The sequence below is a fragment of the Acidimicrobiales bacterium genome (assembly GCA_025455885.1).
Taxonomy (GTDB): domain Bacteria; phylum Actinomycetota; class Acidimicrobiia; order Acidimicrobiales; family Acidimicrobilacustridaceae; genus Rhabdothermincola_A.
In genome coordinates, this window is record JALOLR010000007.1 from 137,622 (window position 1) to 163,221 (window position 25,600).

The 25,600-nt window shown below is 72.8% G+C and carries 24 protein-coding genes; 16 read left to right on the plus strand and 8 right to left on the minus strand.

Annotation, left to right across the window (positions count from 1 at the left end; translation table 11 throughout):
• Positions 1–23 precede the first annotated feature (23 nt).
• Positions 24–935 (plus strand): CoA ester lyase, encoded by a 912-nt coding sequence (locus MUE36_07610; GenBank protein MCU0310791.1) that lies wholly within the window; start codon positions 24–26, stop codon positions 933–935.
• Here MUE36_07610 and MUE36_07615 read toward each other — a convergent pair.
• Together MUE36_07615 and MUE36_07620 are read right to left on the minus strand one after the other, a co-directional pair.
• Positions 917–1,333 (minus strand): OB-fold domain-containing protein, encoded by a 417-nt coding sequence (locus MUE36_07615; GenBank protein MCU0310792.1) that lies wholly within the window; start codon positions 1,331–1,333, stop codon positions 917–919. The two genes, MUE36_07610 and MUE36_07615, sit on opposite strands and share 19 nt — an antisense overlap.
• A complete protein-coding gene (locus MUE36_07620; protein MCU0310793.1) occupies positions 1,330–2,499 on the minus strand; it encodes a thiolase family protein in 1,170 nt (389 codons plus the stop codon). Before MUE36_07620 ends, MUE36_07615 begins: the two co-directional genes overlap by 4 nt.
• Before the next feature lie 106 nt (positions 2,500–2,605).
• On the opposite strand from MUE36_07620, the gene MUE36_07625 reads away from it, so the two are divergent.
• The 5 genes from MUE36_07625 to MUE36_07645 all read left to right on the plus strand — a co-directional run bounded on the left by MUE36_07625 (position 2,606) and on the right by MUE36_07645 (position 6,650).
• The gene (locus MUE36_07625) at positions 2,606–3,796 is read left to right on the plus strand and encodes an amidohydrolase (protein MCU0310794.1); all 1,191 of its coding nucleotides are present in this window, start codon (positions 2,606–2,608) and stop codon (positions 3,794–3,796) included.
• A gap of 42 nt (positions 3,797–3,838) precedes the next feature.
• A complete protein-coding gene (locus tag MUE36_07630) occupies positions 3,839–4,093 on the plus strand; it encodes a type II toxin-antitoxin system prevent-host-death family antitoxin (GenBank protein ID MCU0310795.1) in 255 nt (84 codons plus the stop codon).
• Complete coding sequence (locus tag MUE36_07635; GenBank protein ID MCU0310796.1) at positions 4,086–4,499, plus strand: type II toxin-antitoxin system VapC family toxin; 414 nt, start codon at positions 4,086–4,088, stop codon at positions 4,497–4,499. The genes MUE36_07630 and MUE36_07635 overlap by 8 nt, the downstream gene beginning before the upstream one ends.
• Positions 4,500–4,594: 95 nt before the next feature.
• Entirely contained in the window at positions 4,595–5,887 is a 1,293-nt protein-coding gene (locus MUE36_07640) for an amidohydrolase (GenBank protein MCU0310797.1), read from the plus strand.
• 19 nt (positions 5,888–5,906) lie between these two features.
• Complete coding sequence (locus MUE36_07645) at positions 5,907–6,650, plus strand: class II aldolase/adducin family protein (GenBank protein MCU0310798.1); 744 nt, start codon at positions 5,907–5,909, stop codon at positions 6,648–6,650.
• A gap of 18 nt (positions 6,651–6,668) precedes the next feature.
• Here MUE36_07645 and MUE36_07650 read toward each other — a convergent pair whose 3' ends face one another.
• Positions 6,669–8,255: a FadD3 family acyl-CoA ligase gene (locus MUE36_07650; GenBank protein ID MCU0310799.1), complete on the minus strand. Its 1,587-nt coding sequence runs from the start codon at positions 8,253–8,255 to the stop codon at positions 6,669–6,671.
• A 115-nt stretch (positions 8,256–8,370) separates the two neighbouring features.
• Between MUE36_07650 and MUE36_07655 the strand changes: the two genes are divergently transcribed.
• A complete protein-coding gene (locus MUE36_07655) occupies positions 8,371–10,038 on the plus strand; it encodes an AMP-binding protein (protein ID MCU0310800.1) in 1,668 nt (555 codons plus the stop codon).
• Here MUE36_07655 and MUE36_07660 read toward each other — a convergent pair.
• Together MUE36_07660 and MUE36_07665 are read right to left on the minus strand one after the other, a co-directional pair.
• Entirely contained in the window at positions 10,023–10,820 is a 798-nt protein-coding gene (locus MUE36_07660) for an enoyl-CoA hydratase-related protein (GenBank protein ID MCU0310801.1), read from the minus strand. The two genes, MUE36_07655 and MUE36_07660, sit on opposite strands and share 16 nt — an antisense overlap.
• Positions 10,821–10,983: 163 nt before the next feature.
• Complete coding sequence (locus MUE36_07665; protein ID MCU0310802.1) at positions 10,984–12,264, minus strand: amidohydrolase; 1,281 nt, start codon at positions 12,262–12,264, stop codon at positions 10,984–10,986.
• A 158-nt stretch (positions 12,265–12,422) separates the two neighbouring features.
• Between MUE36_07665 and MUE36_07670 the strand changes: the two genes are divergently transcribed.
• The 4 genes from MUE36_07670 (at position 12,423) to MUE36_07685 (ending at position 16,062) form a co-directional block, all read left to right on the plus strand.
• Positions 12,423–13,766 (plus strand): ABC transporter substrate-binding protein, encoded by a 1,344-nt coding sequence (locus MUE36_07670; GenBank protein ID MCU0310803.1) that lies wholly within the window; start codon positions 12,423–12,425, stop codon positions 13,764–13,766.
• A gap of 10 nt (positions 13,767–13,776) precedes the next feature.
• Positions 13,777–14,421, plus strand: a complete 645-nt coding sequence (locus tag MUE36_07675; protein ID MCU0310804.1) for a TetR/AcrR family transcriptional regulator — start codon at positions 13,777–13,779, stop codon at positions 14,419–14,421.
• A 28-nt stretch (positions 14,422–14,449) separates the two neighbouring features.
• The gene (locus tag MUE36_07680) at positions 14,450–15,292 is read left to right on the plus strand and encodes an enoyl-CoA hydratase (protein MCU0310805.1); all 843 of its coding nucleotides are present in this window, start codon (positions 14,450–14,452) and stop codon (positions 15,290–15,292) included.
• Positions 15,293–15,381: 89 nt separating this feature from the next.
• Positions 15,382–16,062: a GntR family transcriptional regulator gene (locus MUE36_07685; GenBank protein ID MCU0310806.1), complete on the plus strand. Its 681-nt coding sequence runs from the start codon at positions 15,382–15,384 to the stop codon at positions 16,060–16,062.
• A 15-nt stretch (positions 16,063–16,077) separates the two neighbouring features.
• On the opposite strand, the gene MUE36_07690 is transcribed toward MUE36_07685, so the two are convergent.
• Both MUE36_07690 and MUE36_07695 read right to left on the minus strand, forming a co-directional pair.
• Entirely contained in the window at positions 16,078–17,049 is a 972-nt protein-coding gene (locus MUE36_07690) for an acyl-CoA/acyl-ACP dehydrogenase (protein MCU0310807.1), read from the minus strand.
• 1 nt (position 17,050) lies between these two features.
• Complete coding sequence (locus tag MUE36_07695; protein MCU0310808.1) at positions 17,051–18,241, minus strand: acyl-CoA dehydrogenase family protein; 1,191 nt, start codon at positions 18,239–18,241, stop codon at positions 17,051–17,053.
• Between the two features lie 133 nt (positions 18,242–18,374).
• On the opposite strand from MUE36_07695, the gene MUE36_07700 reads away from it, so the two are divergent.
• Positions 18,375–20,201: a DEAD/DEAH box helicase gene (locus tag MUE36_07700; GenBank protein MCU0310809.1), complete on the plus strand. Its 1,827-nt coding sequence runs from the start codon at positions 18,375–18,377 to the stop codon at positions 20,199–20,201.
• 12 nt (positions 20,202–20,213) lie between these two features.
• Here MUE36_07700 and MUE36_07705 read toward each other — a convergent pair whose 3' ends face one another.
• The gene (locus MUE36_07705; GenBank protein ID MCU0310810.1) at positions 20,214–20,633 is read right to left on the minus strand and encodes a nitroreductase family deazaflavin-dependent oxidoreductase; all 420 of its coding nucleotides are present in this window, start codon (positions 20,631–20,633) and stop codon (positions 20,214–20,216) included.
• Between the two features lie 166 nt (positions 20,634–20,799).
• Between MUE36_07705 and MUE36_07710 the strand changes: the two genes are divergently transcribed.
• From MUE36_07710 to MUE36_07725, 4 genes are all read left to right on the plus strand, one after another.
• Complete coding sequence (locus MUE36_07710; protein MCU0310811.1) at positions 20,800–22,065, plus strand: hypothetical protein; 1,266 nt, start codon at positions 20,800–20,802, stop codon at positions 22,063–22,065.
• The gene (locus MUE36_07715) at positions 22,062–22,877 is read left to right on the plus strand and encodes an enoyl-CoA hydratase-related protein (GenBank protein MCU0310812.1); all 816 of its coding nucleotides are present in this window, start codon (positions 22,062–22,064) and stop codon (positions 22,875–22,877) included. The genes MUE36_07710 and MUE36_07715 overlap by 4 nt, the downstream gene beginning before the upstream one ends.
• Before the next feature lie 8 nt (positions 22,878–22,885).
• Positions 22,886–24,214 carry an acyl-CoA dehydrogenase family protein gene (locus MUE36_07720; protein MCU0310813.1) on the plus strand — a complete coding sequence of 443 codons (1,329 nt, stop codon included), beginning with the start codon at positions 22,886–22,888 and terminating at the stop codon, positions 24,212–24,214.
• On the plus strand, positions 24,214–25,600 hold a 1,387-nt coding region (locus tag MUE36_07725; GenBank protein ID MCU0310814.1), incomplete at its 3' end, for an enoyl-CoA hydratase/isomerase family protein. The genes MUE36_07720 and MUE36_07725, both read left to right, overlap by 1 nt.

Sequence of the window (25,600 nt, forward strand, 5' to 3'; positions counted from 1 at the left end):
GTGGTGTCGCAATAGGGTCGACGGTGGCGAAGGGGGCGCACATGGACCACGACCGGCGGGGCAGCGGGGCCCGGTGGCGCAGCGTGCTCTTCGCCCCGGCCACCCGTCCGGAGATGATCGCCAAACTGCCCCGGAGCGGCCCGGACGCCGTCGTGGTGGACCTCGAGGACGCCGTGCCGGCGTCCGACAAGGACCGGGCCCGCGACCTCGCCCGGGCCGCGGTCGGGGCGCTCGCCGCGGCCGGGCCCGCCGTGCTCGTGCGGGTCAACGCCGTGGGCACCGACCTCCTCGTGCCCGACGTGGCCGCCGTGGCCGGCCTGCCCGGCCTCGACGGGGTCGTGGTGCCCAAGCTCGAGACCGTCGCCGAGGTGACCGCCGTGCGAGCGGCGCTCGATGACGCCGGCGGCGCCGGGGTGGCCCTCGTCGCCGGCGTCGAGACCGCGCTGGGCGTGGCCGACGCCCGCGCCGTGCTCGCCGCCGGAGTGGACGGCGCGTACTTCGGAGCCGAGGACCTCGTCGCCGACATGGGTGGGCAGCGGACGCCCGGCAACGCCGAGGTGGCCGTCGCCCGCGCCGGGGTCGCCCTCGCGGCGCGCCTGGCCGGGGTGGCGCTGCTGGACATGGTCGTGGTCGACCTCGCCGACCACGACCGCTTCGTCCGTGAGGCCGCCGAGGCGCGGGCGCTGGGCTACGCCGGCAAGCTGTGCATCCACCCCTCACAGGTGCCGCTGGCCAACGCTGCCTTCGTGCCGTCCGCCGACGAGGTCGACCGGGCCCGCCGTCTGCTCGCCGCCTACGACGCCGCGGCCGCCGACGGCGTGGCGGCCATCGCCTTCGAGGGCCAGATGGTCGACGAGCCCCTCGCCCGACGGGCCCGGGACCTGCTCGCCGCCGCCGACCGGGCCGGCGAGACCCCTCAGAGCGGTCGGGCGTAGGGCAGTGAGGCGCCGCCCCCGACCGGGTGGAGCTCGATGCGCACCGGCTGGTCGACGCGGACCTCGGTGTGGTCGATCCCGATCACGTTGGTGAGCAGGTGCCACCCCTCGTCCATCGCCACGATGGCGGGGGCGTAGGGCACCACGAACGAGGGCACCGGGGGGCGCCACACGACGGTCCAGCTGTACACCACGCCTCGTCGCGCCGAGGGCTCCCACGCCAGCGACGTCGACCAGCACGCCGAGCAGATCGCGGCCGGGGTGTGCGTCGCCGCTCCGCAGTCCCCGCAGCGCTGGAAGAGCAGCTCGCCGCGGGCGCAGCCCTCCCAGTAGGGACGTGACACCTCCGACGGCGCAGGCGTCGGGATGCCCTCTGGTTGGGGGACGAGCAGGGTCACGGTCGCTCCCTTCCGAGGATCGCGACGTCGGTGAAGAGCGCTCCGGCCCCGCCGCCGGTGCACAGCGCCACCTCGGCGCCCTCGACCTGCATCGATGCGCACGTGCCCCGGAGCTGGTGCACGCCGCGGATGACCCGCTGGAGCAGCTGCACCGCGGCGCCGCCGTGGCTGAACGACATCGTCCCACCGTCGGTCGTCACCGGCCATCGGCCCCCGGGGCCGATGGCGCCGTCCGCCACGAGGTCGGCGCCCTCCCCCTCCCCGCAGAACCCGAACGCCTCGAGCTGGCGGATGATCTCGAAGCTGAACGGGTCGTAGAGCTCGCACACGTCGACGTCGTCGGGTCCGAGGCCGGCGGTGGCGAAGGCGTGGCGGGCCGCCCGCCGCCCGACCCAGCCGGCGACGAGGTCGTCGCCTCGCCGCCCGCCGAGATCGAACGCAGGCGGGTGCTGGTAGGCCGGGCCCATGTGGTCGGTGGTGCCGCCGAGCAGGAACACCGGCGTCGAGGGGAGGTCGGCGGCCCGGTCGGCGCGGGCCAACACGATGGCCGCGCCGCCCTCGCTGGTCATGGCGCAGTCGAGGAGGTGGAAGGGGTCGGCGACCATGCGACTGGCCAGCACGTCGGCGGCGGTGAAGGGCCCTCGACCGGAGTACACCGCATCGGGGTTGACGTGGCCGTTGTTGCGGATCGTCGCGGCCACCTCGGCGAGCGCCTCGGGCTTGGTGCCGTACACGTGCATGTGCCGTCGGGCCATGAGCGCGAACTCGGCGGCGGTGAACATCCCGAAGGGCAGCACGAACTCGTTCGTCGGCCGCGTCCAGGGCGCAGTGGCCGAGTGCTCGCGGTAGGAGCCGGCCTCGCCGGTGGCGTAGAGCACCACGTCGGCCAGGCCGGTGGCGATGGCCGCCGCCCCTTCGAGCAGGGCGGGGATGCCGAGGGCGGACATCGACCGCCACGACGGTCCGGTGCGCGACTGGTAGAGGAAGTCGCTGCCCATGGGGCCGACCACGCCGTCGACGTCGCCCGGGGTGAGCCCGGCGTCGGCCAGCGCACCGAGCGCGGCCTCCATGGTGATGCTGCGACTGTCGTGGCCCTCGAGCACGCGGGCCTGGGCGGTGTTGTGCACGCCGACCACGGCCACGTCGCGGAACGGGTGAGCGCCCATGTGCCTGTCAGCGATCCTCTCCCCGTGTCCCTCACGGCCCCGATCTTTCCTACCATCTCGCAGGTGGAGGGCCCCGTCCGGTGGGGTCGCGACGAGGGGGACATCGATGACACTCGAGCTCGATCCGGAGCTGTTCCTTCCCGAGCCCGAACCGCGTGAGGTTCGCTACACGATCATCTCGGTCGACGACCACGTGGTGGAGCCCGGCTACCTCTTCGAGCGCTACCTCCCGACGGCGTTGCAGGAGCGGGGCCCGCAGATCATCGCCAACGAGCACGGCCAGGAGATCTGGCACTTCGAGGGCCAGACGTTCCTCCAGGTCGGCATGAACGCCATCGCCGGGCGGCGCAAGGAGACGGTGAAGATCGAGCCGACCCGCTTCAGCGAGATGCGCCCCGGCTGCTACGACATCGAGGCCCGAGTCCGCGACATGGACCTCGCCGGGGTCTGGGCCAGCCTCAACTTCCCGTCACAGATCACCGGGTTCTGCGGCCGGGTGTTCTTCGCCGCCGCCGACGTCGAGGTGGGCCAGGCGTGCACGCGGGCCTGGAACGACTGGCTCCACGACGAGTGGTACTCGGCGTACCCCACCCGCATCATCGGTGGCGGCATCGCCTACCTCGCCGACCCGGAGGCCGCGGCCGCAGAGATCCGGCGCAACGCCGCCCGCGGCTTCACGGCGGTGAGCTTCCCCGAGCGCCCCGACAGGATCGGCCTGCCGTCGCTGTGGGATCGCGACCACTGGCGGCCGATCATCGAGGCCTGCGTGGAGACCGACACGGTGATCTGCCTGCACGTCGGGAGCTCGGGCATCCACCAGGGCCCGCCCGGGTCACCGAGCCTCCAGCTCGGGGCCACCCTCTTCAGCTCCGTGGCGTTGATCTCCGCCGCCGAGTGGCTGTGGTCGGGGTGGGCCGTCGAGTACCCGACGGTGAAGATCGCCATGAGCGAGGGCGGCATCGGCTGGGTGGCGATGCTGCTCGACCGGCTCGACAACATCGTCGACCGCTCCGGCTACGGCATGGGCTGGGACGTCCGCCCGGCCGACGTGCTGCAGCGCAACTTCTGGTTCTGCACCCTCGACGACCCGAGCACCATCGACACCCGGTACCGCATCGGGGTCGAGAACATCATGGTGGAGACCGACTACCCCCACGGCGACGGCACCTGGCCGGACGTGCAGTCGGTGATCCACGACGCCTGGGGCCACATCCCCGCCGACGAGCTCCGCATGATGTGCTCGGAGAACGCCGCGGCGCTGTTCCGCCACCCGCTGCCCGACGTCGTGCTGCCCTGAGGTCACCTCCCGACCCGTAGCACGCGTGCTACATTGACCCCCGTGAGCAGAGAACTGACCCAGCGGGAGCTGCGGAACGAGAGCGGCGAGATCATGCGCCAGCTCGACGAGGGCCAGACCTTCGTGGTGACCCGCAACGGCGTGCCGGTGGGGGAGCTCACACCGCTGCGGCGCCGTCGTTTCGTCACCGCCGAGGCCGCCGTGGCGCTGTTCCGGGGCGCCCCGAAGGTCGACTACGACCGGTTCCGGGCCGACCTCGACGAGGTCGTGAGCCAGGATCCCGAGCCCCGTGGCTGAACCCGGCCGCCCGGCTCGCGGTCTGCTCGACACCTCGGTCGTGATCGACCTGGATGAGATCGAGCCCTCGTCGCTCCCCGTCGAGGTCGCCGTGAGTGCGCTGACGATGGCGGAACTGGCGGCCGGCCCTCATGCGGCCGGCGACGCCCAGGAGCGGGCCCGTCGCCAGGACCGGTTGCAGCGGGCGGAGGCGGCCTTCGACCCACTCCCGTTCGACAGCGACGCCGCCCGGGCCTACGGACGCGTCTACGCGGTCGTCGTCGCGGCCGGGTGCAAGGCGCGTGGTGCTCGCGCGGTCGATCTGCTCATTGCCGCCACCGCCTGCGCCGCCGGGTTGCCCCTCTACACCCGCAACGGCGCCGACTTCGAGGCCCTCGGGGACCTCGTCGACGTCGTGGTCGTCTGATCGGGACCACGGTCAGCGGGTCTCCCCGTCGCCCGCCGGGCCTCGCTGAGTGCGTGGCGTCTAACGTCGGGGGGACAGCACGCGGAGGGGGAACCATGCGAGCGGAAGATCTGATCCTGGTCAGCGTCGACGACCACATCTGTGAGCCGGCGGACATGTTCGAGGGCCACGTGCCGGCGAAGTACCGCGAGCACGTGCCGGTGGTGCGCGACGAGAAGGGCGGCGACGTCCAGCAGTGGTACTACGGCGACATCCGGGGACGGAACCTCGGGTTGAACGCGGTGGCCGGCAAGCCACCCGAGCTCTACAACGTCGACGCCCTGCGCTACGACTCGATGCGTCCCGGTTGCTACGACGTGCACGAGCGGGTGCGCGACATGAACGCCGGCGGCCAGCTCGCCGGGATGAACTTCCCCAACTGGACCGGATTCGCCGGCCAGGTGCTGAACCAGGGGCCCGACGCCGACGTCAACGAGGTCATGGTGCGGGCCTACAACGACTGGCACCTCGACACCTGGTGCGCGACCTACCCCGACCGCTTCATCCCCCTCGGCATCGTGCCGTGGTTCGACGTCGAACGCGCCGCCGCCGAGGTCGAGCGTCTCGCCGGCAAGGGCTGCCACGCCATCACCTTCCCGGAGAACCCCGAACCGTGGGGCTTCCCGTCGTTGCACACCGACCACTGGGACCGGCTGTTCGCCACCTGCCAGGACCTCGGCACGGTGATCTGCCTGCACATCGGCTCGTCGGGCAAGAGCGCCTTCACCTCCCACGACGCCCCGCCCAGCGTGGCGATGACCCTCTCCGGGGTGGGCTCGGCCTACGCCGCCGGCGACCTGGTGTGGGGCAACTGGTGGGAGCGGTTCCCCCGGCTGCGCTTCGCGCTCTCGGAGGGCGACATCGGGTGGCTGCCCCACTTCCTCCAGCGCGCCGACCACGTCTACCGCCGTCACCAGGGGTGGACGAAGGCCCGCATGCCCGAGGGGACGCTTCCCTCGGAGGCGTTCCTCGAACGGGTCTACGTGTGCTTCATCCAGGACCCGGTGGGCGCCGAGCTGCTGGGCCACCTCGACGAGGACATGGTGTGCTGGGAGTCGGACTACCCGCACTCCGACTCGACGTGGCCCAACGCCCCCGAGGCGCTCATGGAGACGGTCGCCGCGGGGCTCACCGACGCCCAGGCCGACAAGGTCTTCCACCTCAACGCCATGCGGGCCTTCCGGTTCGACCCGTTCGCCACCCGACCCCGCGAGAGCTGCACCGTGGCGGCGCTGCGGGCCGAGTCGCCCGACGTCGACACGGTCACCCGGGTCGGTCGGCTGGCCGACGAGCGCGACCTCGCCACCTGGCAGAGCTACGCCCCGCCGGCTCCCGCCCGCGTCGGCTGACCGCCGGGTCCGACGCACCATGGCCTTCAGCCCCACCGCCGAGAAGCTGCTCCCCGACCTCACGCCGCGCGAGGAGCTGGTGCTGCTGGCCCGCACGCTCTGGCGCGAGGGCTACGACGACCACCTCGCCGGCCACATCACCATCGCCCAGGACGACGGCACGCTGTTGTGCAACCCGTGGCTGCTCACCTGGGACGAGCTGCGTCCCGAGCACGTCATCCGCATCGACCTCGACGGGAACGTCGTCGAAGGCGACTGGCCGGCGCCGCTCGGCATCCCCCTGCACCTCGAGCTGCACCGTCGACGCGACGACGTCGGCGTGGCCATGCACTCCCACCCGCTCTACGGGACCGTGTGGGCGGACATGAAGGAGGTGCCCCCGGCGCTCGACCAGAGCTCGAGCCTCGGCGGCGGTGAGCTCGTCCTGGTCGACGAGTACGAGGGGGCGGTCGACAACGCCGGTGCGGCCGGCGCCGCCGTCGAGGCGATGGGCGGGGCCGACCTGGCGCTGCTGGCCGGCCACGGCGTGTTCGTGCTCGGGTCCACCGTGCGGGCGGTGCACCAGCGCGCCGTCGCCCTCGAGCAGCGCTGCCAGCGGGCGTGGCACGTCCGCGCCGCCGGCAGCGAGCTGGTCACCTCGCTGCCCCGGTCGTGGCTCGACCGGATGGCGGTGAGCGACGGCAACGGCTTCCTGGGCTTCTGGGAGGCGATGGTCCGCGCCGAGCTGCGCGCCGACCCGACGCTGCTCGACGGCCGGAGCTGAGCGCCCCGAGGCCGGTGGTCAGTCCGGGAGCGAGGCGACGCCCTCGTCGCGGAGCTGGTACTTGAGGACCTTGTTGCTGGCGTTCATCGGGAGGGCGTCGACGATGCGGACGTGGCGGGGCACCTTGTAGTTGGCCATCTCCTCGCGGCACCACGTCACCAGCTCGTCCGGGGTGAGGGCGGCGCCGGGGCGCAGCACGACGAACGCCATGCCCACCTCGCCCATCCGGTGGTCGGGCACGCCGACCACGGCGACCTGGTTGACGGCCGGGTTGCGCAGGATGGCGCCCTCGATCTCGGCGGGGTAGGCGTTGAACCCGCCCACGATGAACATGTCCTTGATGCGGTCGGTGATGCGCAGGTTGCCGGCCTCGTCCATGATCCCGATGTCGCCGGTGTGCAACCAGCCGTCGGCGTCGATGGCCTCCGCGGTGGCCTCGGGGTTCTCGAAGTACCCGGTCATGACCACGTAGCCGCGGACGACCACTTCACCGGCCTGGCCGGCGGCGACCGGGGTGCCGTCCTCGGCGACCACCCGGACCTCGACGTCGGGGATGGCCCGCCCCGACGTGGCCGAGATGATCTCGGGGTCGTCGTCGTGGCGGCACATGGTGGCGATGCCGTGCGCCTCGGTGAGCCCGTAGCCGGTGACGATGGTGCGGAACGTCATCTCCTCGCGCATCCGCCGGATCATCTCCACGGGCACGGCGGCGGCCCCGGTGACCGACAGCCGCAGCGACGAGAGGTCGTAGCGGTCGAGGTCCGGGTGGTCGAGCATCGTCTGGTAGATCGCGGGCGGCCCGGGGAGCATCGTCACGCGCTCCTCGGCGACGCGCTGCATCACCGCCGGGACGTCGAACACGGCGTGGGGGATGATCGTGGCGCCCTTCAGGTAGGAGGCGAGGATGCCGGACTTGAGCCCGAAGGCGTGGAAGAACGGGTTGACGATCAGGTAGCGGTCGCCCCGCTCGAGGCCGACCACGCTCGCCCAGCTCCAGAACGCCCGCACGCTCGCGCCGTGGCGCAGCATGGCCCCCTTGGGCGCCCCGGTGGTGCCGGAGGTGAACAGGATGTCGGACAGGTCCTCGGGGTCGATGGCCGCCGCCCGCGCGGCCGCGGCGTCTTCGGCCACGTCGCCGGCCCGGGCCAGGAAGGACGTCCACCCCACCGTGTCGGGCCGCTCGGGCCCCCGCAGCACGACGACCTCCTCGACGGACGGGACGGCGTCACGCTCACCGAGCAGCGCCACGTAGTCGGTGTCGAGGAAGTCCGACACCGTGAAGAGCATGCGGGCGCGGGCGGTGTTGAGGATGTAGGCCGCCTCGGGGCCCTTGAAGCGGGTGTTGAGCGGCACGAGGACGGCCCCGACGCGATGGACGGCGGAGGCGGCGATCGCCCACTCGGCCATGTTGGGCCCCCAGACGGCGACCCGGTCACCGGGCTCGATCCCGGAGGCGACGAGGGCGCGGGCCGCCTCGTCGACGGCGGCCAGCAGCTCGGTCCAGCTCAGGCGCACGTCGCCCTCCACGAGGGCCTCCTCGGCGCCGAAGGTGCGGGCGGCCCGCTCGAGGGCGCCGGCCACGGTGGTGGGCAGGTCGTCGGGGATCTCGATCTCGTCGGTCACGTCGGTCAGGCTCCCACGCCCGGGTCGCGGTGCGGAAACGGATCGGCGCGCCCGCCCGGTCCGGACCCGTCGGATTCAATATACGATCGAGTCCCGGGTGAGGGCCGCCGGGGCCCGGGAGGGGGAGGTCGACGTGGGCGACGCCGTGTGGCGCAGCGGGGACCAGACGACCGTGATCGAGCTCCTCGACCGGCGCCTCGACACCGATCCCGACGGCGAGTACCTCGACGTGTGCGGGGTGAAGGTCACCGCCGCCGAGGTGCACGACACGGCCTGTCGCCTGGCCAACGCCCTCATCGGGCTGGGCGTGCGGCCCGGGGCCCGGGTGGCCACCCTCGTCGAGAACTCCGCCGAGGCGATGCTGGCCTGGTGGGGCGCGGTGCGCGCCGGCGCCGTCGCCGTCCCGGTCAACACCGCGTACAAGGGCGAGTACCTCCGCCACCAGCTCCACGACTCCGGAGCCCGGGTGGTGATCGTCGAGGCCGACCTCGTCGACCGCGTCCAGCGCATCGCCGCCGACCTGCCCGAGCTCGCCCACGTGGTCGCCATCGCCGATGCCGCCCCCGCCATCCCCTCCCTCGCCGTGCACACGTGGGCCGACCTGCTCGCCGGCGACCCTTCGCCGCCCTCGGTCGACGTCCGCCCCGCCGACCTCGGCACCTTCATCTACACCGGGGGCACGACCGGCCCGTCGAAGGGCTGCATGCTCAGCCACAACTACCACGAGGCCCTCGCCCGCCAGATCGGCACCTGCTGGGAGCGCACCGCCGATGACGTGGTGTGGACCCCGCTGCCCCTCTTCCACTTCAACGCCATCACCACCGCGGTCCTGGGCCCGCTGGTCTTCGGGGGCCGTTCCGCGATCTACAAGCGGTTCTCGGTGTCGAACTTCTGGCCCGAGATGAACCGCACCGGTGCCACGATCACGTCCACCCTCGGCACGATGGCCTACCTGCTCGCGCACGACGTCGACCGGCCCGAGATGCCGAGGTCAGGGGCACCGGAGGCGAACACGTCGCTGCGTCTCATCGGGGCCGCACCGATGCCCGTCGAGGTCGACGAGGTGATCCGGTCGCGCTTCGGGGTCACCACCTTCAGCGGGGCCTACGGGGTCACCGAGGCCAGCCTGATCTCCTGGCAGCCGCCGGGCGTGCGCAACAAGCCCAACGCCGCCGGGGTCGTCAACGACGAGTACTTCGACGTGCGGATCTTCGACGACGACGACGACGAGGTGCCCCCCGACCACGAAGGGGAGATCGTCATCCGTCCCAAGCGGCCCGAGGTGATGTTCGCCGGCTATTGGGGTCGGCCCGAGGCCACCGTCTCGACGAGCCGGAACTGGTGGTACCACACGGGCGACATCGGCCGGATCGACGACGAGGGCTATCTGTTCTTCGTCGACCGCAAGGCCGACTACCTCCGCCGGCGGGGAGAGAACATCTCCAGCTTCGAGGTCGAGCGCATCCTCATGGGCCACGGCGCCCTCGCCGACGTGGCGGTCCACGCCGTGCCGAGCGATCTCACCGAGGACGACCTGAAGGTCACGGCCACCCTCGCCGAGGGCCGGCAGGTCACCGAGGAGGAGCTGTTCCGCTGGTGCATCGACCAGCTCCCCTACTTCGCGCTGCCCCGCTACATCGAGTTCCGCAGCGAGCTGCCCCGCTCGCCGGTCGGTCGGGTGCTCAAGCGCGACCTGCGTGACGAGGCCGTGACCGACGCCACCTGGGACGTCGAGGCCAGCGGCATCACCTACGACAAGCGCTGATCCCCGCGCCCGAGGCGATCGCGGAGCGCTCGCACCCCGTCGACGAAGCCGGGACGGTCCATCGACCACTGCTGGGCGACCAGCTCGAGCTCGAGGGCCTCGTCGTGGCCGACGGTGAGCGAGGCGTCGAGGGTGGCCCGGGTGCGGGCGACCAGCTCGCGGTCGCGCCCGGCGGCGCGGCGGGCCAGGCGCACGGCGGTGGCGAGCAGCTCGTCGTCGTCGACGCAGCGCCAGGCCAGGCCCTTGGTCTCGGCGTCGCGGCCGTCGAGGGTGTCGCCGCACAGGGCGAGGGCGGCCGCCCCCTGTCGACCGATCCGGTCGGTCAGCCGCCGGAGGTGGCCGCCGCCGGGGTGGATGCCCACGTCGAGGAACCGCGGGTCGAACCGCGCGTTCGGCGTGGCGATCACCACGTCGCAAGCGAGCGGCAGGTTCACCCCGGCGCCCACGCAGGCGCCGCCGACGGCCGCCACCGTGACGACCGGCGAGCCGGTCAGCGCGAGGAAGCCGGCGTAGGTGTCGCGCAGCGCGGCGCGGGGAGCCACCAGGTCGTCGATGTCGCCGCCGGCGCAGAAGACCGGCGGCTCGGCGGTGACGACCAGTGCCCCCACGCCGTCGTCGACGAGCTCGGCGACCGCCGCGGCCAGGTCGAGGGACAGCTCGATGCGCAGCGCGTTGCGCCGCTCGGGGTCGGCGAGGGTGACGATCCCCACGTCGCCGTCGACCACCTCGGCGCGCACCAGCGGATGGCCCTCCGGCCGGACGATCGGCTCGAAGGTGCTCATGGGCGACCGAGCCGCGCCGTGTCCCGAGGAGGCGGAGCCGACGAGGGCACCGTTGGGTGGGGTGCCTCGGCGGGGGCGTGGTGGTCGGGCGGCGAGGGGAAGCGCCAGCGACCGAGCCGCGCCGTGTCCCGAGGAGGCGGAGCCGACGAGGGCACCATCAGTACTACGCCGTCGCTCTGGCGGCGAGCTTGCCGATCTCGATGCCGACCTGCTTCTCGTGTCGGCCCTTGTCGTAGGACTTCTCCGACACGTCGTGGCCCCGGGCGGCGGCCCGCAGCGCGCCGACGGTGCTCTCGTCGCGGGTGCGACGCGTGAAGGGGTCGAAGTGGTACCAGCGCATGGCGTTGCCGTGGCCGATCTTGTGCAGCTCGGCGTCGGGGATGCCGGCGGCCGCCCGGGCCAACTCCTCGGGGGCGAAGGGCCACGACGAGTCGGAGTGCGGGTAGTCGCACTCCCAGGCGATGTTGTCGATGCCGATGTCGTGGCGCAGCCCGAGGCCGACGGGGTCGGAGATGAAGCAGGTGAGGAAGTGCTCGCGGAACACGTCGCTCGGGAGGCGGTCGCCGAAGTCCTGGCCCGTCCACAGGTGGTGCATGTCGTACGTGCGGTCGGCCCGGTCGAGGAAGTAGGGGATCCAGCCGATGCCGCCCTCGGAGAGGGCGATCTTCAGGGTGGGGAACTTCTTCAGCACCCGTGACCAGAGCAGGTCGGCGGCGGCCTGGCAGATGTTCATCGGTTGGAGGGTGATCATCACGTCGACCGGGGCGTCGGGGGCGGTCACGGCCAGCTGGCCGGACGAGCCGAGGTGGATGGACAGCACCACGTCGTGGTCGCACAGCGCTTTCCAGAGCGGGTCCCAGTGGTCGCTGTGGAAGCTCGGGTACCCGAGCGTCGAGGGGTTCTCGGTGAAGGTGAGGGAGTGGACGCCCTTGGCGGCGAGGCGGCGGACCTCGGCGGCGGCGAGGTCGGGGTCCCACAGCACCGGCAGGCCCATGGGCACGAAGCGGTCCGGGTAGGCGCCGCACCACTCGTCGACGTGCCAGTCGTTGTAGGCCCGGACCACGTCGAGGGCCAGGTCCTTGTCGTCGCAGGCCGCGAACAGCCGGCCGCTGAAGGCGGGGAAGGACGGGAAGTTCATCGAGCCGAGGATCCCACCGGCGTCCATGTCCCTGACGCGCTCGTGCACGTCCCAGCACCCGGGGCGCATCTCGTCGAAGGCGGTCGGCTCGATGCCGTACTCCTCCTTGGGGCGGCCGGCCACGGCGTTGAGGCCGATGTTGGGGATGACGGTGCCCTCGAAGGTCCACACGTCGTCGCCGACCTCGGTGCGCACGACCCGGGGGAAGCGGTCCTTCCACCGGGCGGGGGTGTGGTGGTCGAACATCGTCGGCGGTTCGACCAGGTGGTCGTCCACGCTGATCAGGATCAGGTCGTCGGCGTGCATGTGCGCTCCCTCGCTCCGGGGCGCCCGCCCCGCCCGCTGAACCGTACTTCAGTGGGATGAACGTTGCTCCGACGAGCCGGTTAGGGTGGCGTCGGCGGCGGGATCCCCGTCGTGAGGAGCCGACGTCCGTGGGGGCGGCGCACGAACCAGGGGGCCCAGTGAGCAACGACGACGAGATCCGGTACGCCGAGCGGATGTTCCCCGCGCCGGTCGACCTCGGCATCGCCGAGACCGACCGGGCGGTCACCAACGTGGCCCACGGCACCCGTGCCCACCTCGAGGGTGGGGTGGGCGAGGCGGCCACCAAGCACTGGTGGCAGGGCGGCGGGCCGGCGGTCGACGTGGCCGTGCAGAACATCACCATCCACCCGCCCACCCGCGGGCTGCAGACCCAGGGCGACCCGTTCGAGCCGGTGAAGATCGGGATCCTCATCGACATGGACCTCAACCAGTTGCTGGCCGACTGGATCGACCCGACCATCCTCGCCATCGAGGACGCCATGAACGAGGGCGTCTGGGCCCGCAGCCCCGTGCAGCTCGTCGTGGCCGACGCCCGGGGCCTCCCCCGGGAGAACTACCGCAAGGTCATCGAGGGCTACCGCTGGCTGGTCGAGCAGGGGTGCGTCGTCGTCCTCGGCCCGATGATCTCCGACAACTGCCTGGTGCTCCAGGACACCGCCAACGAGCTCGGGGTGGCGTCGATCGGCTGGACCGGCGCCCACCGCTTCGCCTCCGAGCACTGCTTCACCGTCGCCAACGGCGACATCCCGACCGAGGGCGTCATGTGCGCGCAGTGGTTGGCGTCGAAGGGCTTCGAGAAGATCGGGCTGTTCTGGGAGGCCGGGTCGTCCGGGAAGGACTACGCCGACTACTTCCGTGACGAGGCGCTGCGCCAGGGCATGTCCGTGGTCCGCGAGGTGAAGCTCGAGCCCAACCCGGTCGGCCTCGCCGACGACCTCGCCGAGATGCGCCAGCTCGGCGTGGAGGGCATCTACTACGGGGGCTACGGCTACGCCACCTTCCACTTCGCATCGGCGTTCGAGGCCATCGGCTGGGACCCGCCCCGCGTGATGGGCACCGCGTTCATGTTCTATTCGAACTCCGACCGGTGGGCCGAGGGCCTGGAGGGGTGGCACGGCGTCGACCAGCTCGGCGAGGACGGCGCCAACCCGAACTACAACAAGATGATCGAGCGCTTCGAGGCCCGCTTCGGTCGCAAGACCGGCAACGTCGTCATCGCGCTGGCCTACGACACGGCCCGGGCGGCCATCCACGGCATCGCCAACGCCGCCATCCCCGCACCGTCGTACGTGAAGGACGGCCTCGAGAAGATCCGGTGGATGCCCGCCACCAACGGCGGACCGGGGTGCTACGTCCAGTTCGGCCCCTACGACCACAAGGGCTACAAGGGCGACTTCCTGACCATCCGCGAGCTGCGCGGCGGTGAGCTGCGCTTCGACGGCTACCACCGCCCGGAGTGGCCGAGCAACGGCCGTCCATGACGGGCCCGCGGTGACGACGACGGCCGCCGAGGGCGGCCGGCGCGAGCAGCGCCGGCTTCTGCACCAGGAGCTGGCCCGCGAGCAGCTCCTCGACGCCGCCGAGGAGGTGTTCGCAGCCAAGGGCTACCACGAGGCCACCTTGAAGGAGGTGGCCGCCCGGGCCGAGTTCTCGGTCGGGTCGGTGTACTCGTTCTTCGCGAGCAAGGACGACCTCTTCCTGGCGGTGTGGTTGCGGCGCGGGGCGGAGTTCCTCCCCGAGCTCGACCGCGCCCTCGCCGACGCCGCCGATCCCGTCGACGAGCTCCACCGCCTCGTCGACTTCCAGGTCGGCTTCTTCGGCCGCCACCCTCACTTCGGTCGGCTCTACCTGCGCTCGGCCGGGTCCACGATGCTCGCCGCCGAGGCCCCGACCTCGGACCGCCTCGCCGAGAACATCCGGGTCGTGATGGGGCGTCAGGCCGACCTGTTCCGGCGCGGCCAGGCCGCCGGTCTCCTGCGGCCGGGGGACCCGGGCGTGCTCGCCCGCCTCCTGAGTGGCATCGTGCAGGCGTACCAGGCCGCCGATCCGGCGGTGAGCGGCGACCCGGGAGGGGAGTGCCGTCTCACCCTCGCCGATCTGCACGCCATCGTCGACGGGGCCTTCGGCGCCCGATGACCCCGTCCCGTCCGACCAGGAGCCCGTCATGCCCGTGAACCCCGATGCCGTCGGCGCCACCGCCGATCCCGTCGAGTCGAGCTGGACCTCGAAGGACGCGCTGCTCTACGCCCTCGGCGTCGGGGCGGGCACCGACGAGCTGGCCTTCACCACCGAGAACACCACCGACACCCCCCAGCGGGTGCTGCCCACGATGGCGGTCGTGCTCATGCTCGGCGGCACGGCGGCGCTGAAGGACATCGGCACCTTCAACCCGGCGATGCTCGTGCACGGCTCCCAGGCCATCGAGCTGTTCGGCGAGATCCCGGTCGAGGGGACCGTGTCGAGCAAGGGCACGGTGACCGGCGTGTACGACAAGGGCTCGGGGGCGGTGGTGGAGATCGAGATCGTCTCGACCGACGTCGCCACCGGCCGGCCGCTGTTCACGAACGTCACCTCGATGTTCATCCGGGGCGAGGGTGGCTTCGGCGGCGACCGGGGCCCGTCGGTGTCGAAGGAGGTGCCCGAACGGGCGCCCGACCACGTCGTCACCTACCGCACCCGGCCCGACCAGGCGTTGCTCTACCGCCTCTCCGGCGACCGCAACCCGTTGCACTCCGACCCGGCGTTCGCCGCCCGCGGGGGGTTCGACCGGCCGATCCTGCACGGCCTGTGCACCTACGGCTTCACGGGGCGGGCGTTGCTGCACCGCCTCTGCGACGGCGATCCGGCCCGGTTCGCGGCGATGAGCGGGCGCTTCGCCTCCCCCGTGTTCCCCGGGGAGGAGCTGACCGTCGAGATCTGGCTGACCGCCGACGGCGAGGCCACGTTCCAGACCCGTGGTGACGACGGTCGGGTGGTGCTCGACACGGGTCGCTGCCGCTTCGCCTGACCACCGCCCCCCTTCCGACGGCGCCGTCCGTCTCGGTGACGGTCGGCCGGTGGCAGGAGTTCATATTTCATATTTCCTAGACTCCGGCCATGGCGACCGTGGACCGACGCAGCAGCGGTGACCAGGTGGCCGCCCACATCCGTCGGATGGTGTTCGACGGCGAGCTGCGCCCCGGGGACAGGGTGCGCCAGGACGAGATCGCCGATCAGCTGGGGGTGAGTCGCATCCCGGTGCGCGAGGCCATCATCGCCCTGGACCGGGAGGGGTGGGTGACGATCGAGCCTCACCGGGGGGCCTACGTCAACGGACTCGACCCGGCCTACGTGCACGACCACTACGAGCTGTTCGGGGAGCTCTTCGGCCTGATGGCCCGCCGGGTGGTCGAGCGGGGCGACGCCGCCGGTCTGGCCGACCTCGGCGCAGCGGCCGAGGCGGTGGCCACCGCCACCGATCCCGAGGCCTTCAACCGGGCCAACGTCGCCTATCTCGCCGCCCTGAACCGGGCGGCCCGCGCCCCCCGCCTCACCTCGGTGGCCCGGGTGATGACGAGCATCGTGCCCGGGAACTTCTTCGTCGAGGTGCCCGGCGCCATGGCCACCCAGCGGGCGGCGGTGGCCGCGGTCACCGCCAGCCTGGTGGCCGGCGACGCCGACGGCGCCGTCGACCGGTTTCGTACCGCGCTCGCCCGCCAGGGAGACGCCGTCGTCGCGCTCCTGGCGAGCCGTGACGTCGTGACGGTCCCGTCCGGCGCCAGCCCGGTGGCGGGCTGAACCCCGGAGGCGGGGTCAGCCGACCAGCATCCCGGCGACGGCGTCGGCCGCACCGTCGGGGGTGTCGAACTGGGTCTCCAGCACCCACGCCCGCTTCAGGAAGAGGTGGGCGTCCACCTCCCAGGTGAAGCCCATCCCGCCGTGGACCTGGATGCAGGTCTTCGCGTTCTCGGTCCCGGCCCGGGCGGCCAGCACCCGCGCGCCCGCAACGGCCCGGGAGAGGTCGCCGGCGTCGGGCTCGTCGGCGATCACCCCGGCCGCCCAGACCGAGGAGCGGGCCACCTCGGTGCGCACCAGGCAGTCGGCCAGGAGGTGCTTGAGACCCTGGAACGAACCGATGGGGCGACCGAACTGGTGGCGCTCCTGGGCGTACCCGACGGCGAGGGCCGTGCTCGCCTCGGAGCCGCCGACCAGCTGCGCGGACGCGTAGAGCGAGGCCAGACGCCCCAGCCGGGCGGCCGCTCCGGCGTCGCCGGACGGCGCGACCTCGGGGAGGTCGCGGACGATCGAGACGGGCGTGGTGGGATCGGTCGGGTGCGCGACCTCGTCGCGCTCGACGGTGGCGGCGGGGTGGATCCGCCAGCCGTCCTCGTCGACCACCACCAGCAGGTCGGCGTCGCGGAGGTGCTCGACCACGAAGGGCCCGTGGGCCGGTCGCTCGACGAGGGCGGGCACGACCTCGCCCTCGAGCACACCGGGCACCAGCCCGGCCAGCAGCGACGCCGCGGTGAGCGGCCCGGGGGTGAGCGCCGCTCCGAGGGTCTCGTGCACGAGCACGGCATCGATCGTTCCCAGTCCCACGCCCCCCTCGGCCTCGGGCAGGGCGATCCCGAAGGTGCCGAGCGCGGCCAGCTCCGCCCACCGCCCCCGGTCGAAGCCGCCCGGCTCGCCGAAGGCCCGCACCGTCTCGGTGGGGAAGCGGTCCTCGGCGAAGCGCCGGATCATGTCGGTCAGCTCGACCTGTTCGTCGGAGCGTGCGAAGTCCATGTCAGCGAGCCTCTCGGGGGAGGCCGAGCACCCGCTCGGCGAGGATGTTCTGCTGGATCTGGGAGGTGCCGCCGCCGGTGGACACCCCGAAGGCGTGGAGCTTGCCGTGCACCTGGGCACCGGTCGGCAGGCCGTCGACGTCGTCGAAGCTGAGCGATGCCCGGTCGAGGACCCGGAGGGCCAGGTCCCCGAGGCGGTGGACGAGGGTGCCGAAGGCCAGCTTGAAGCCCGAACCGCCGCTGATCGGGATCCCGCCCCGCTCGCCGGCGCTCACGTTGCGCTTCGTGAAGGCCCACATGGCGTCGAGCTCGGCGGCCAGCGTGCCGAACTCGCGGCGCAGGCCGGCGTCGTCCCACGCGGTGCCCGAGCCCCGCGGGGTGCGGCGGGCGATCTGCACCAGCTCGCCGTGCAGTCGGGTGGTCTCGAGGAGCTGGCCGACGAAGCCGGTGCCGCGCTCGAAGCTCAGCGTCACGTTGGCCACCCGCCAGCCGTCGTTCTCCTCCCCGACGCGGTTGGCCACCGGCACCCGCACCTCGTCGAGGAAGAGCTCGGCGAACTCCGCCGACCCCTGCACGGTGACGAGCGGGCGAACCTCGATGCCCGGGGTGTCCATGGGGACGATGAGCCAGGTGATCCCCTTGTGCTTGGGGGCGTCGGGGTCGGTGCGGACCAGCATCTCGCAGTAGTCGGCGACCTGGGCGTGGGAGGTCCAGATCTTCTGGCCGGTGATGACGTAGTGGTCGCCGTCGCGGATCGCCCGGGTCCGAAGGCTGGCCAGGTCGCTGCCGGCCTCGGGCTCGGAGAACCCCTGGCACCAGACGTGCTCGCCGGTGAGGATGCCGCGGAGGTGGTGGGCCTGCTGCTCGGGCGTGCCCTCGGCGATGAGGGTCGGGCCGGCGTGGTTCTGCCCGACGAACCCCACGCCCACGTCGGGGGCGCCGGCCCGGTTGGCCTCCTCGAGGAAGATGAGGTGCTCGGTGGGGGTGGCGCCCCGTCCGCCGTAGGCCGCCGGCCAGTTGACGCCCGCGTACCCGGCGTCGAACAGGAGGCGCTGCCAGTAGGTGTCGCGGGACCGCCGGCCGTCCCAGTCCGTGGGGTCGGGTTCGGGCGGGAGCGTGGGGACGGCGTCGACCAGCCAGGCCCGGGCGGTGGCCCGGAACTCGGCGTCGGCCTCGGAATCGCGCAGCTGCACGGCGGTCTCTCCTCGACGAAGGGGCGCCCCTTTCTACACAGCGCCGGGCCGGGACGAGGAAGCCGGACGGTCGCCGCCCTAGGCTCGAACGTTCGTCGCGGCGCCCCGCGACGTCGATGATGAGGAAAGTCCCGTGGGCCCAGCCGCCGAAACGAACCCGTCCGTCACCTTCGCCGACCTCGGCCTGCCCACCCCTGTGCTCGACGCCTTGGTGGCCCTCGGCTACGAGGAGCCCACCCCGGTCCAGCGCGAGGCCATCCCCCAGCTGACGGCGGGTCGCGACCTGATCGGCCAGGCGGCCACCGGCACCGGCAAGACGGCGGCGTTCGCCCTGCCCATCCTCGACCGGTTGGCCAGCGGCGGATCCCGGGGCACCACCGCCCCGATGGCCCTCGTGTTGGTGCCCACCCGTGAGCTGGCCATGCAGGTCTCCGAGGCGTTGCACAAGTACGGGCGGGAGCTCGGGGCCCGGGTCCTGCCGGTCTACGGCGGCCAGCCCATCGGCCGTCAGCTCCAGAGCCTCGGACGAGGCGTGGACGTCGTCGTGGCCACCCCCGGTCGGGCGGTCGACCACCTCGCCCGGGGTTCGCTGGTGCTCGACGACGTGGCCGTCGTGGTGCTCGACGAGGCCGACGAGATGCTCGACATGGGTTTCGCCGAGGACCTCGAGGCGATCGTCGGGGCGACGCCCGCGACCCGTCAGACCGTGCTGTTCTCGGCCACGCTCCCGGGCCGCATCGCCAAGCTGGCCCGCCGGCACATGACCGATCCGGTCACGGTCCAGATCGACCGCGAGCCCGTCGCCGAGGGCGCGCCTCCTCTCGTGCGCCAGACCGCCTACGTGGTGCGACGTTCCGACAAGCCCGCCGCGCTCGGCCGGATCCTCGACGTCGAGGCGCCGGGTGCGGCCATCGTGTTCTGCCGTACCCGGGGCGAGGTCGACGAGCTGGCCGAGACGCTCAACGGGCGGGGCTACCGCGCCGAGGGCCTCCACGGGGGCATGAGCCAGGAGCAGCGCGACCGGGTGATGGGGCGGTTGCGCGCCACGACCGCCGACCTGCTCATCGCCACCGACGTCGCCGCCCGGGGCCTCGACGTCGACCACCTCACCCACGTCGTGAACTACGACGTCCCCAGTGCCCCCGAGGCGTACGTCCACCGCATCGGTCGCGTGGGCCGTGCCGGTCGTGAGGGCGTGGCCCTCACCCTCGCCGAGCCCCGCGAGCACCGTCAGCTGAAGAACATCGAGCGGCTCATCGGTCAGCGGATCCCCGTCGAGAAGGTCCCGTCGGTCGAGGACCTGCGCAGCCGTCGCCTGGAGGCCACCACGGCGGCGCTGCGCGACGTCGCCCTCGGCGACCGGGACGCCTCCGACGGGGACGACGCGTACCGCGGGGTGGTGGAGGGGCTCGCCGAGGAGATCGACCTGTTCGACGTGGCCGTCGCCGCGGTGAAGCTCGCCCACGAGGCGTCCGGTGTGGTCGACGACACGCGGGAGATCGCCGACGTGGCGCTCAAGGGCGACAAGCCGCCCCGGTCGGACTGGGGCGCCTCGAGCCTCGGAGGGAAGGGGGCCGGGGGCAAGCCGGGCAAGGCCGCGAAGTCGGCCAAGCCGGCCAAGCCGGCGAAGTCGGGGAAGACCAACTGGGCCAGCAAGGCCGAGTGGGAGGCCGACAAGCGGGCCCGCAAGGGCGGCCGCGCCGCGCACGCGCCGAGCGACATGACCTCGATCTTCATCGGCGCGGGCAAGGAGGCCGGGGTCCGACCTCAGGACCTCGTGGGGGCGCTCACCGGCGAGACCGACCTCACCGGCGGCGACGTCGGGGCCATCAAGATCTTCGACCGCTTCTCGCTGGTGGAGGTGCCCGACGCGGCCGTCGACGAGGTGGTGTGGATCATGCGCCGGGCGTTGATCAAGGGCCGCAAGGCCACTGTGCGTCGCGAGCGCGCCCGGCCCTAGGCCTCGTCGGCGTCAGGCCCGTTCGATCGCGAAGGCGGGGATCAGGCGGGGGGCGGCGCTGGCCACGTACTCGGCGAAGTTGGCGTGCAGCTCGCCCTGGGCGCGCAGCTTGGCCTGGCCTTCGTCGGTGGGCAGCTCGCGCAGGCGGGCCCGGAAGGTGTCGGTGCCGTACTCGACGTCGATCTCCGGGTTCGCCTTGAGGTTGTGGTACCAGTCGGGGTTGGTCGTCGCTCCCGCCTTGGAGGCGAAGACGAACATCCCGTCGTCGTCGAGGAGGGCGACGAGAGGGATGTCACGCCGCGCCCCGCTCTTGGCGCCGATGGTGTGCAGGATCACCAACGGGGCGTCGCCGAACTGGGCCACCTTGCCGCCGTTGGCCCGGAACTCGGCGATGACCTGCGCGTTCCAGTCGTTCATGCTCGTGTCGCTCATGGGCGGCCACGGTAGCGAGCCGCCGCCGGCCGTGCCGGGTGACCGCGGTGGCCGTGGCGCAGGGCGCGGGTGCGTCGCACGGACCTGACCGTCGAATCGTATATTCGATACATTGACGCCCACCCGGACCGACCGGGTGGGCAGCCGGGGGAGCGGAGTGGTGACGATGGCCAGGACCGACACGCCGTCCGGGACGATCACCGACGAGGCCGTCGCCCGGCTCCGCCGCCGCATCGGCGTGCCCGAACCCCACCCCATGCGCCCCCACTACACCGAGCCGAACGTCGACACGTTCCGCAACGTGGCGGTGGCCTACGGCGACGACAACCCGTTGTGGTGCGATCCCGCCCACGCCAGCGCGTCGGTGTGGGGCGGCCCGATCGCCCCGCCGCCCCTCGTCGGCGGCGACTCGCTGATCGGAGAGGACGAGGTCACCGAGGTCGCGCCCGACCAGGTCGAGCTCATGAAGGGCGACCCGTTGCGCGGCGTCCACGCGTTCTACTCGGCCAGCGCCCGGGAGTGGTGGGCCCCGCTCCGCCCGGGTCGTCGGGTCTGGCGGCGCAACGCCCTCGTCGGGGTGCACGACAAGTCCAGCGAGTTCGCCGGTCGGGCCGTCCACGAGTGGACCGGCCAGGTCTTCCGCGACGACGACGGCAACGTCCTCGCCGGCCAGTACCGCCTCATGATCCGCACCGAGCGCGAGAAGGCCCGAGCCCGGGCCCGCAACGCCACCATCGAGCTGCGGCCCTACACCGACGCCGAGATCGACGACATCGACGCCCGCTACGCCGCGGAGGGGCCTCGTGGGCCCGAGCCCCGCCACTGGGAGGACGTCGCCGAGGGCGACGCCGTCGGGCCGATGGTCAAGGGACCCCTGACCGTCACGGACATCGTGTGCTGGCACGTGGGCATGGGGATGGGCCTCTACGGGGTGCGACCCCTGCGCCTCGCCGCCGCCAACCGCCGCCGCATCCCCCGCTTCTTCCACCGCGACGAGCTCAACGTGCCCGACGTGATGCAGCGGGTGCACTGGGACCCGGCCTTCGCCCAGCGGTCCGGGAACCCGACCACGTTCGACTACGGGCGGATGCGCGAGACGTGGCTCGTGCACCTCTGCACCGACTGGATGGGCGACGACGCCTGGCTGTGGAAGCTCGACTGCGAGTTCCGGGCGTTCAACTACGTCGGCGACACCCAGTTCCTCTCGGGCACCGTCGTGCGCCGGTTCCTCGCCGAGGGCGACCGCCCGGCCGTCGAGCTCGAGCTGCAGTGCGTCAACCAGCGCGGCGACGTCACCACTCCCGGGCACGCCACCGTGCTGCTGCCCAGTCGTGAGCACGGGCCGGTCCGCCTGCCCGATCCGCCCGGCGGGACGGGACGGGACCTCGCCGCCGCCCTCGACGCCGTCATCGAAGGGTTCGCCGACCGATGAGCACCGATCCCTACGCCGGCTGCCCCGGCCTCGTCGTGGCCCTCGGCGACGGCGTCCTGCGCCTCACCGTCGACCGCCCCGAGCGGCGCAACGCCCTCGACGACGACGTCGTGGCGGCGCTCATCGACGCCATCGACGCCGCCGGGCGTGACGAGGCGGTGCGCACGATCGTGCTCACCGGCGCCGGCGAGCACTTCTGCTCCGGGTTCGACATCGTGGCCCGCAACGCCCCGGGCGGCGCCCGCCCCCGGGCGGGCAGCATCCAGCGCCGCCTGCCCTCCCAGGCCCACCGGCTGGTGCCGCTGCTGTTGTCGGTGCAGACCCCGGTGGTCTGCGTGGTCCGGGGATGGGCGGCGGGCATCGGCCTCAACCTCGCCCTCGCCGCCGACGTCACCGTGGCCGCCGCCGACGCCCGCTTCTGGGCGCCGTTCGTCGAGCGGGGCTTCACCCCCGACAGCGGCGCCACGTGGATGCTGCCGCGTCGCGTGGGCGAGGTTCGGGCCCGCGACATGCTGCTGCTCGGGCGGGTCGTCGACGGTACCGAGGCCGAGGCGTGGGGGCTCGTCCACCGCGCCGTCGCCGGGGACGACCTCGACGCCGCCGCCGCGGAGGTCGTCGAGCGCCTGGCGACGGGCCCGACCGTGGCCCTCGGCCTGACGAAGTGGCTGCTCCACAGCGGGGCCACCACCCCCCTCGACCACCACCTCCGCGACGAGGCGTTCGCCATGGAGCTGGCGTCGCGCAGCGAGGACTTCCGGGAGGGCCTGGCCGCGTTCGGGGAGAAGCGGTCGCCCGAGTACCGGGGGCGGTAGCGGTGACCGTGACGACAGGGGTGGACGAGGCCCACCTGGCCGTGCCGCCGGGGGCGACGGTCGACGAGGCGGTGCCGGCCGCTCGGGCCTGGGTCGAGGCCAACGTCCCGGCTGCGTGGCGGGAGGCGGTCGCCCGCGGTGGGCTCGCCGCCCTCCGCGCCGCCAGGCCCTTCGCCGACTATCGATCGTGGTATCCCACCTTCGCCCGCTCGGGCCTGGCTGTGGCCACCTGGCCGGTGGCCTACGGCGGGCTCGACCTCGCCCCCGCCGTGGCCCGGGCGGTCGAGGCCGAGCTGGCGCCCTACAACCTCGGGCGCCTGAACCCCCTCGGGCTCAACCTCGCCGCGCCCGCCCTGTTCGCCCACGGCACCGAGGAGCAACGCCTCCGCTTCCTCCCGCCGATGGTGCGCAACGACGAGGTGTGGTGCCAGCTCTTCAGCGAGCCCGGCGCCGGCTCCGACCTCGCGTCGCTGGCCTGCCGGGCCGAGTGGTCCGACGACGACGGCGGCCGGTGGCTGCTCACCGGGCAGAAGGTCTGGAGCACCTGGGCCCACGAGGCCGACTTCGGTGTGATCCTGGCCCGCACCGACCCGGACCGACCCAAACGGCAGGGCCTCACCTACTTCCTGGTCGACCTCCACCAGCCCGGCGTCGAGGTGCGACCGCTGCGTCACATCACCGGCGAGGTGGACTTCAACGAGACGTTCCTCGACGGTGCCGTCGTCCCCGACGCCCAGCGGGTGGGGGCGATCGGCGACGGCTGGAAGGTCGCCAACGCCACGCTCTCGGGCGAGCGTCAGATGGTCGCCGGCGCCGGCTCGGGGGGCGTCGACCGCATCGGCGGATCGGGCGCCGAGCACCTCGTCGCGCTCGCCCGGGCCCGCAGTGCGTCGGGCCGCCCCGGCGGCTGGGACGACCCCGTCGTCCGCCAGGAGGTCGTGCGTCTCCTCAGCGAGGAGCGCATCCGGGGCTGGACCAACCAGCGCGTGCGCGCCGGTCTGAAGGCCGGTCGTTCGCCGGGCCCGGAGAGCTCGATCGGCAAGGTCCACCAGGGCTCGCTCAACCAGCGCGTCCAGGCCCTCGCCGTCGACCTGCTGGGAGCGCCGTCGCTCGCGTGGGAGGCGGGCCCCGGCCCGGCCGCCCCCGCCGGCCCCGCGGGGTACGGCGCGCGCCTGCCGCGCGAGGTGAAGGGCTTCCTGCGCAGCCGGGCCAACACCATCGAGGGGGGCACCACCGAGGTCAACAAGAACATCCTCGGCGAACGGGTGCTGGGCCTGCCCCGTGAGGCCGATCCGTGGCAGGGGAGTCCGTGGCGCGAGATCCCGAGGAGCGGGTGATGGCCGCGACCCACGAGACGCTGGTCGTCGAGCGCCACGGCCCGGTCGGATGGTTGGTCTTCGACCGGCCCGCCGCCGGCAACGCCATGGACGCCACGATGCTCGACGAGCTGGAGCGGGCGTGGCGCGAGCTCGACGACGACCCCGAGGTCCGGGTCATCGTCAACACCGGTGCGGGGCGGAACTTCCAGACCGGGCTCGACGTCGTCCAGCTCAGCCGCGACCCCGAGGCCCTGCGCGAGCAGTCGCGGCGCACCGAGCGGGCCGAGCTGCGCATCAGCGCGTGGCACAACGCCGTGGCCACACCGGTGGTGGCCGCGGTCAACGGCACCTGCGCCGGTGGGGGGCTGCACTTCGTGGCCGACGCCGACATCGTGATCGCCGCGGCCGATGCCGCGTTCGTCGACCCCCATGTGTCGGTCGGCCAGGTCACCGCCTTCGAGGCCATCGCCCTGGCCCGCAAGGCCCCCTTCGAGGCGATCATGCGGATGGCGTTGATGGGGCGTCACGAGCGGATGTCGGCGCGGCGGGCCTACGAGTTGGGGATGGTGAGCGAGGTCGTCGATCCGCCCGAGCGGTTGCGGGAGCGGGCCCAGGAGCTGGCCGAGACGATCGCCCGCAACTCGCCGGCGGCGATGGGACCTGGTGTCGATGTGGGGCCACCCCGACCAGACCGAGGGCCCGGCGGCGTTCGCCGAGAAGCGCAACCCGGTCTGGGTGACCGGTCGACCGACTCCGGGAGGAGCCCCATGAGCACCTACACCTGTCTCCGGATCGAACGCCACGGACCGGTGGGCTGGCTGATCAACGACCGCCCCGACCAGCTCAACGCCATGAACAACACGATGCGCGACGAGTTCGCCGACGCGTGGCTCGAGCTCGACGCCGACCCGGCGGTGCGGGTCATCGTCCACACCGGCAACGGTCGGGCGTTCCAGACCGGCGTCGACGTGAGCGAGATCGCGGGCGACGGCGTGGGCATGGAGCGCTACCGCGAGTCGATGGAGAACTTCGACGTCCACTTCACGGCGTGGCACCAGGGGGTGGCCAAGCCGGTCATCACCGCGGTGAACGGGCTGTGTGCCGGAGGGGCGTTCCACTGGGTGGCCGACGCCGACGTGGTGATCGCCGCCGCCGACGCCCAGTTCTTCGACCCGCACGTCTCGGTCGGCCAGGTGGTGGCCATCGAGGCCATCGGGCTGCTGCGCAAGATGCCGTTCGAGGCGGTGATGCGGATGGCGTTGATGGGGCGCCACGAGCGGATGTCGGCGCAGCGGGCCTACGAGCTGGGGATGGTGAGCGAGGTCGTCGATCCGCCCGAGCGGTTGCGGGAGCGGGCCCAGGAGCTGGCCGAGACGATCGCCCGCAACTCGCCGGCGGCGATGG

What these genes read in the sequence shown, in the direction of transcription:
- MUE36_07620 (MCU0310793.1), bottom strand. Translation starts at nt 2,499, where the DNA reads ATGGGCGCTCACCCGTTCCGCGACGTGGCCGTGGTCGGCGTGCACAAC.
- MUE36_07625 (MCU0310794.1), top strand. Translation starts at nt 2,606, where the DNA reads ATGACACTCGAGCTCGATCCGGAGCTGTTCCTTCCCGAGCCCGAACCG.
- MUE36_07640 (MCU0310797.1), top strand. Translation starts at nt 4,595, where the DNA reads ATGCGAGCGGAAGATCTGATCCTGGTCAGCGTCGACGACCACATCTGT.
- MUE36_07645 (MCU0310798.1), top strand. Translation starts at nt 5,907, where the DNA reads ATGGCCTTCAGCCCCACCGCCGAGAAGCTGCTCCCCGACCTCACGCCG.
- MUE36_07660 (MCU0310801.1), bottom strand. Translation starts at nt 10,820, where the DNA reads ATGAGCACCTTCGAGCCGATCGTCCGGCCGGAGGGCCATCCGCTGGTG.
- MUE36_07665 (MCU0310802.1), bottom strand. Translation starts at nt 12,264, where the DNA reads ATGCACGCCGACGACCTGATCCTGATCAGCGTGGACGACCACCTGGTC.
- MUE36_07680 (MCU0310805.1), top strand. Translation starts at nt 14,450, where the DNA reads ATGCCCGTGAACCCCGATGCCGTCGGCGCCACCGCCGATCCCGTCGAG.
- MUE36_07685 (MCU0310806.1), top strand. Translation starts at nt 15,382, where the DNA reads ATGGCGACCGTGGACCGACGCAGCAGCGGTGACCAGGTGGCCGCCCAC.
- MUE36_07690 (MCU0310807.1), bottom strand. Translation starts at nt 17,049, where the DNA reads ATGGACTTCGCACGCTCCGACGAACAGGTCGAGCTGACCGACATGATC.
- MUE36_07705 (MCU0310810.1), bottom strand. Translation starts at nt 20,633, where the DNA reads ATGAGCGACACGAGCATGAACGACTGGAACGCGCAGGTCATCGCCGAG.
- MUE36_07710 (MCU0310811.1), top strand. Translation starts at nt 20,800, where the DNA reads ATGGCCAGGACCGACACGCCGTCCGGGACGATCACCGACGAGGCCGTC.
- MUE36_07715 (MCU0310812.1), top strand. Translation starts at nt 22,062, where the DNA reads ATGAGCACCGATCCCTACGCCGGCTGCCCCGGCCTCGTCGTGGCCCTC.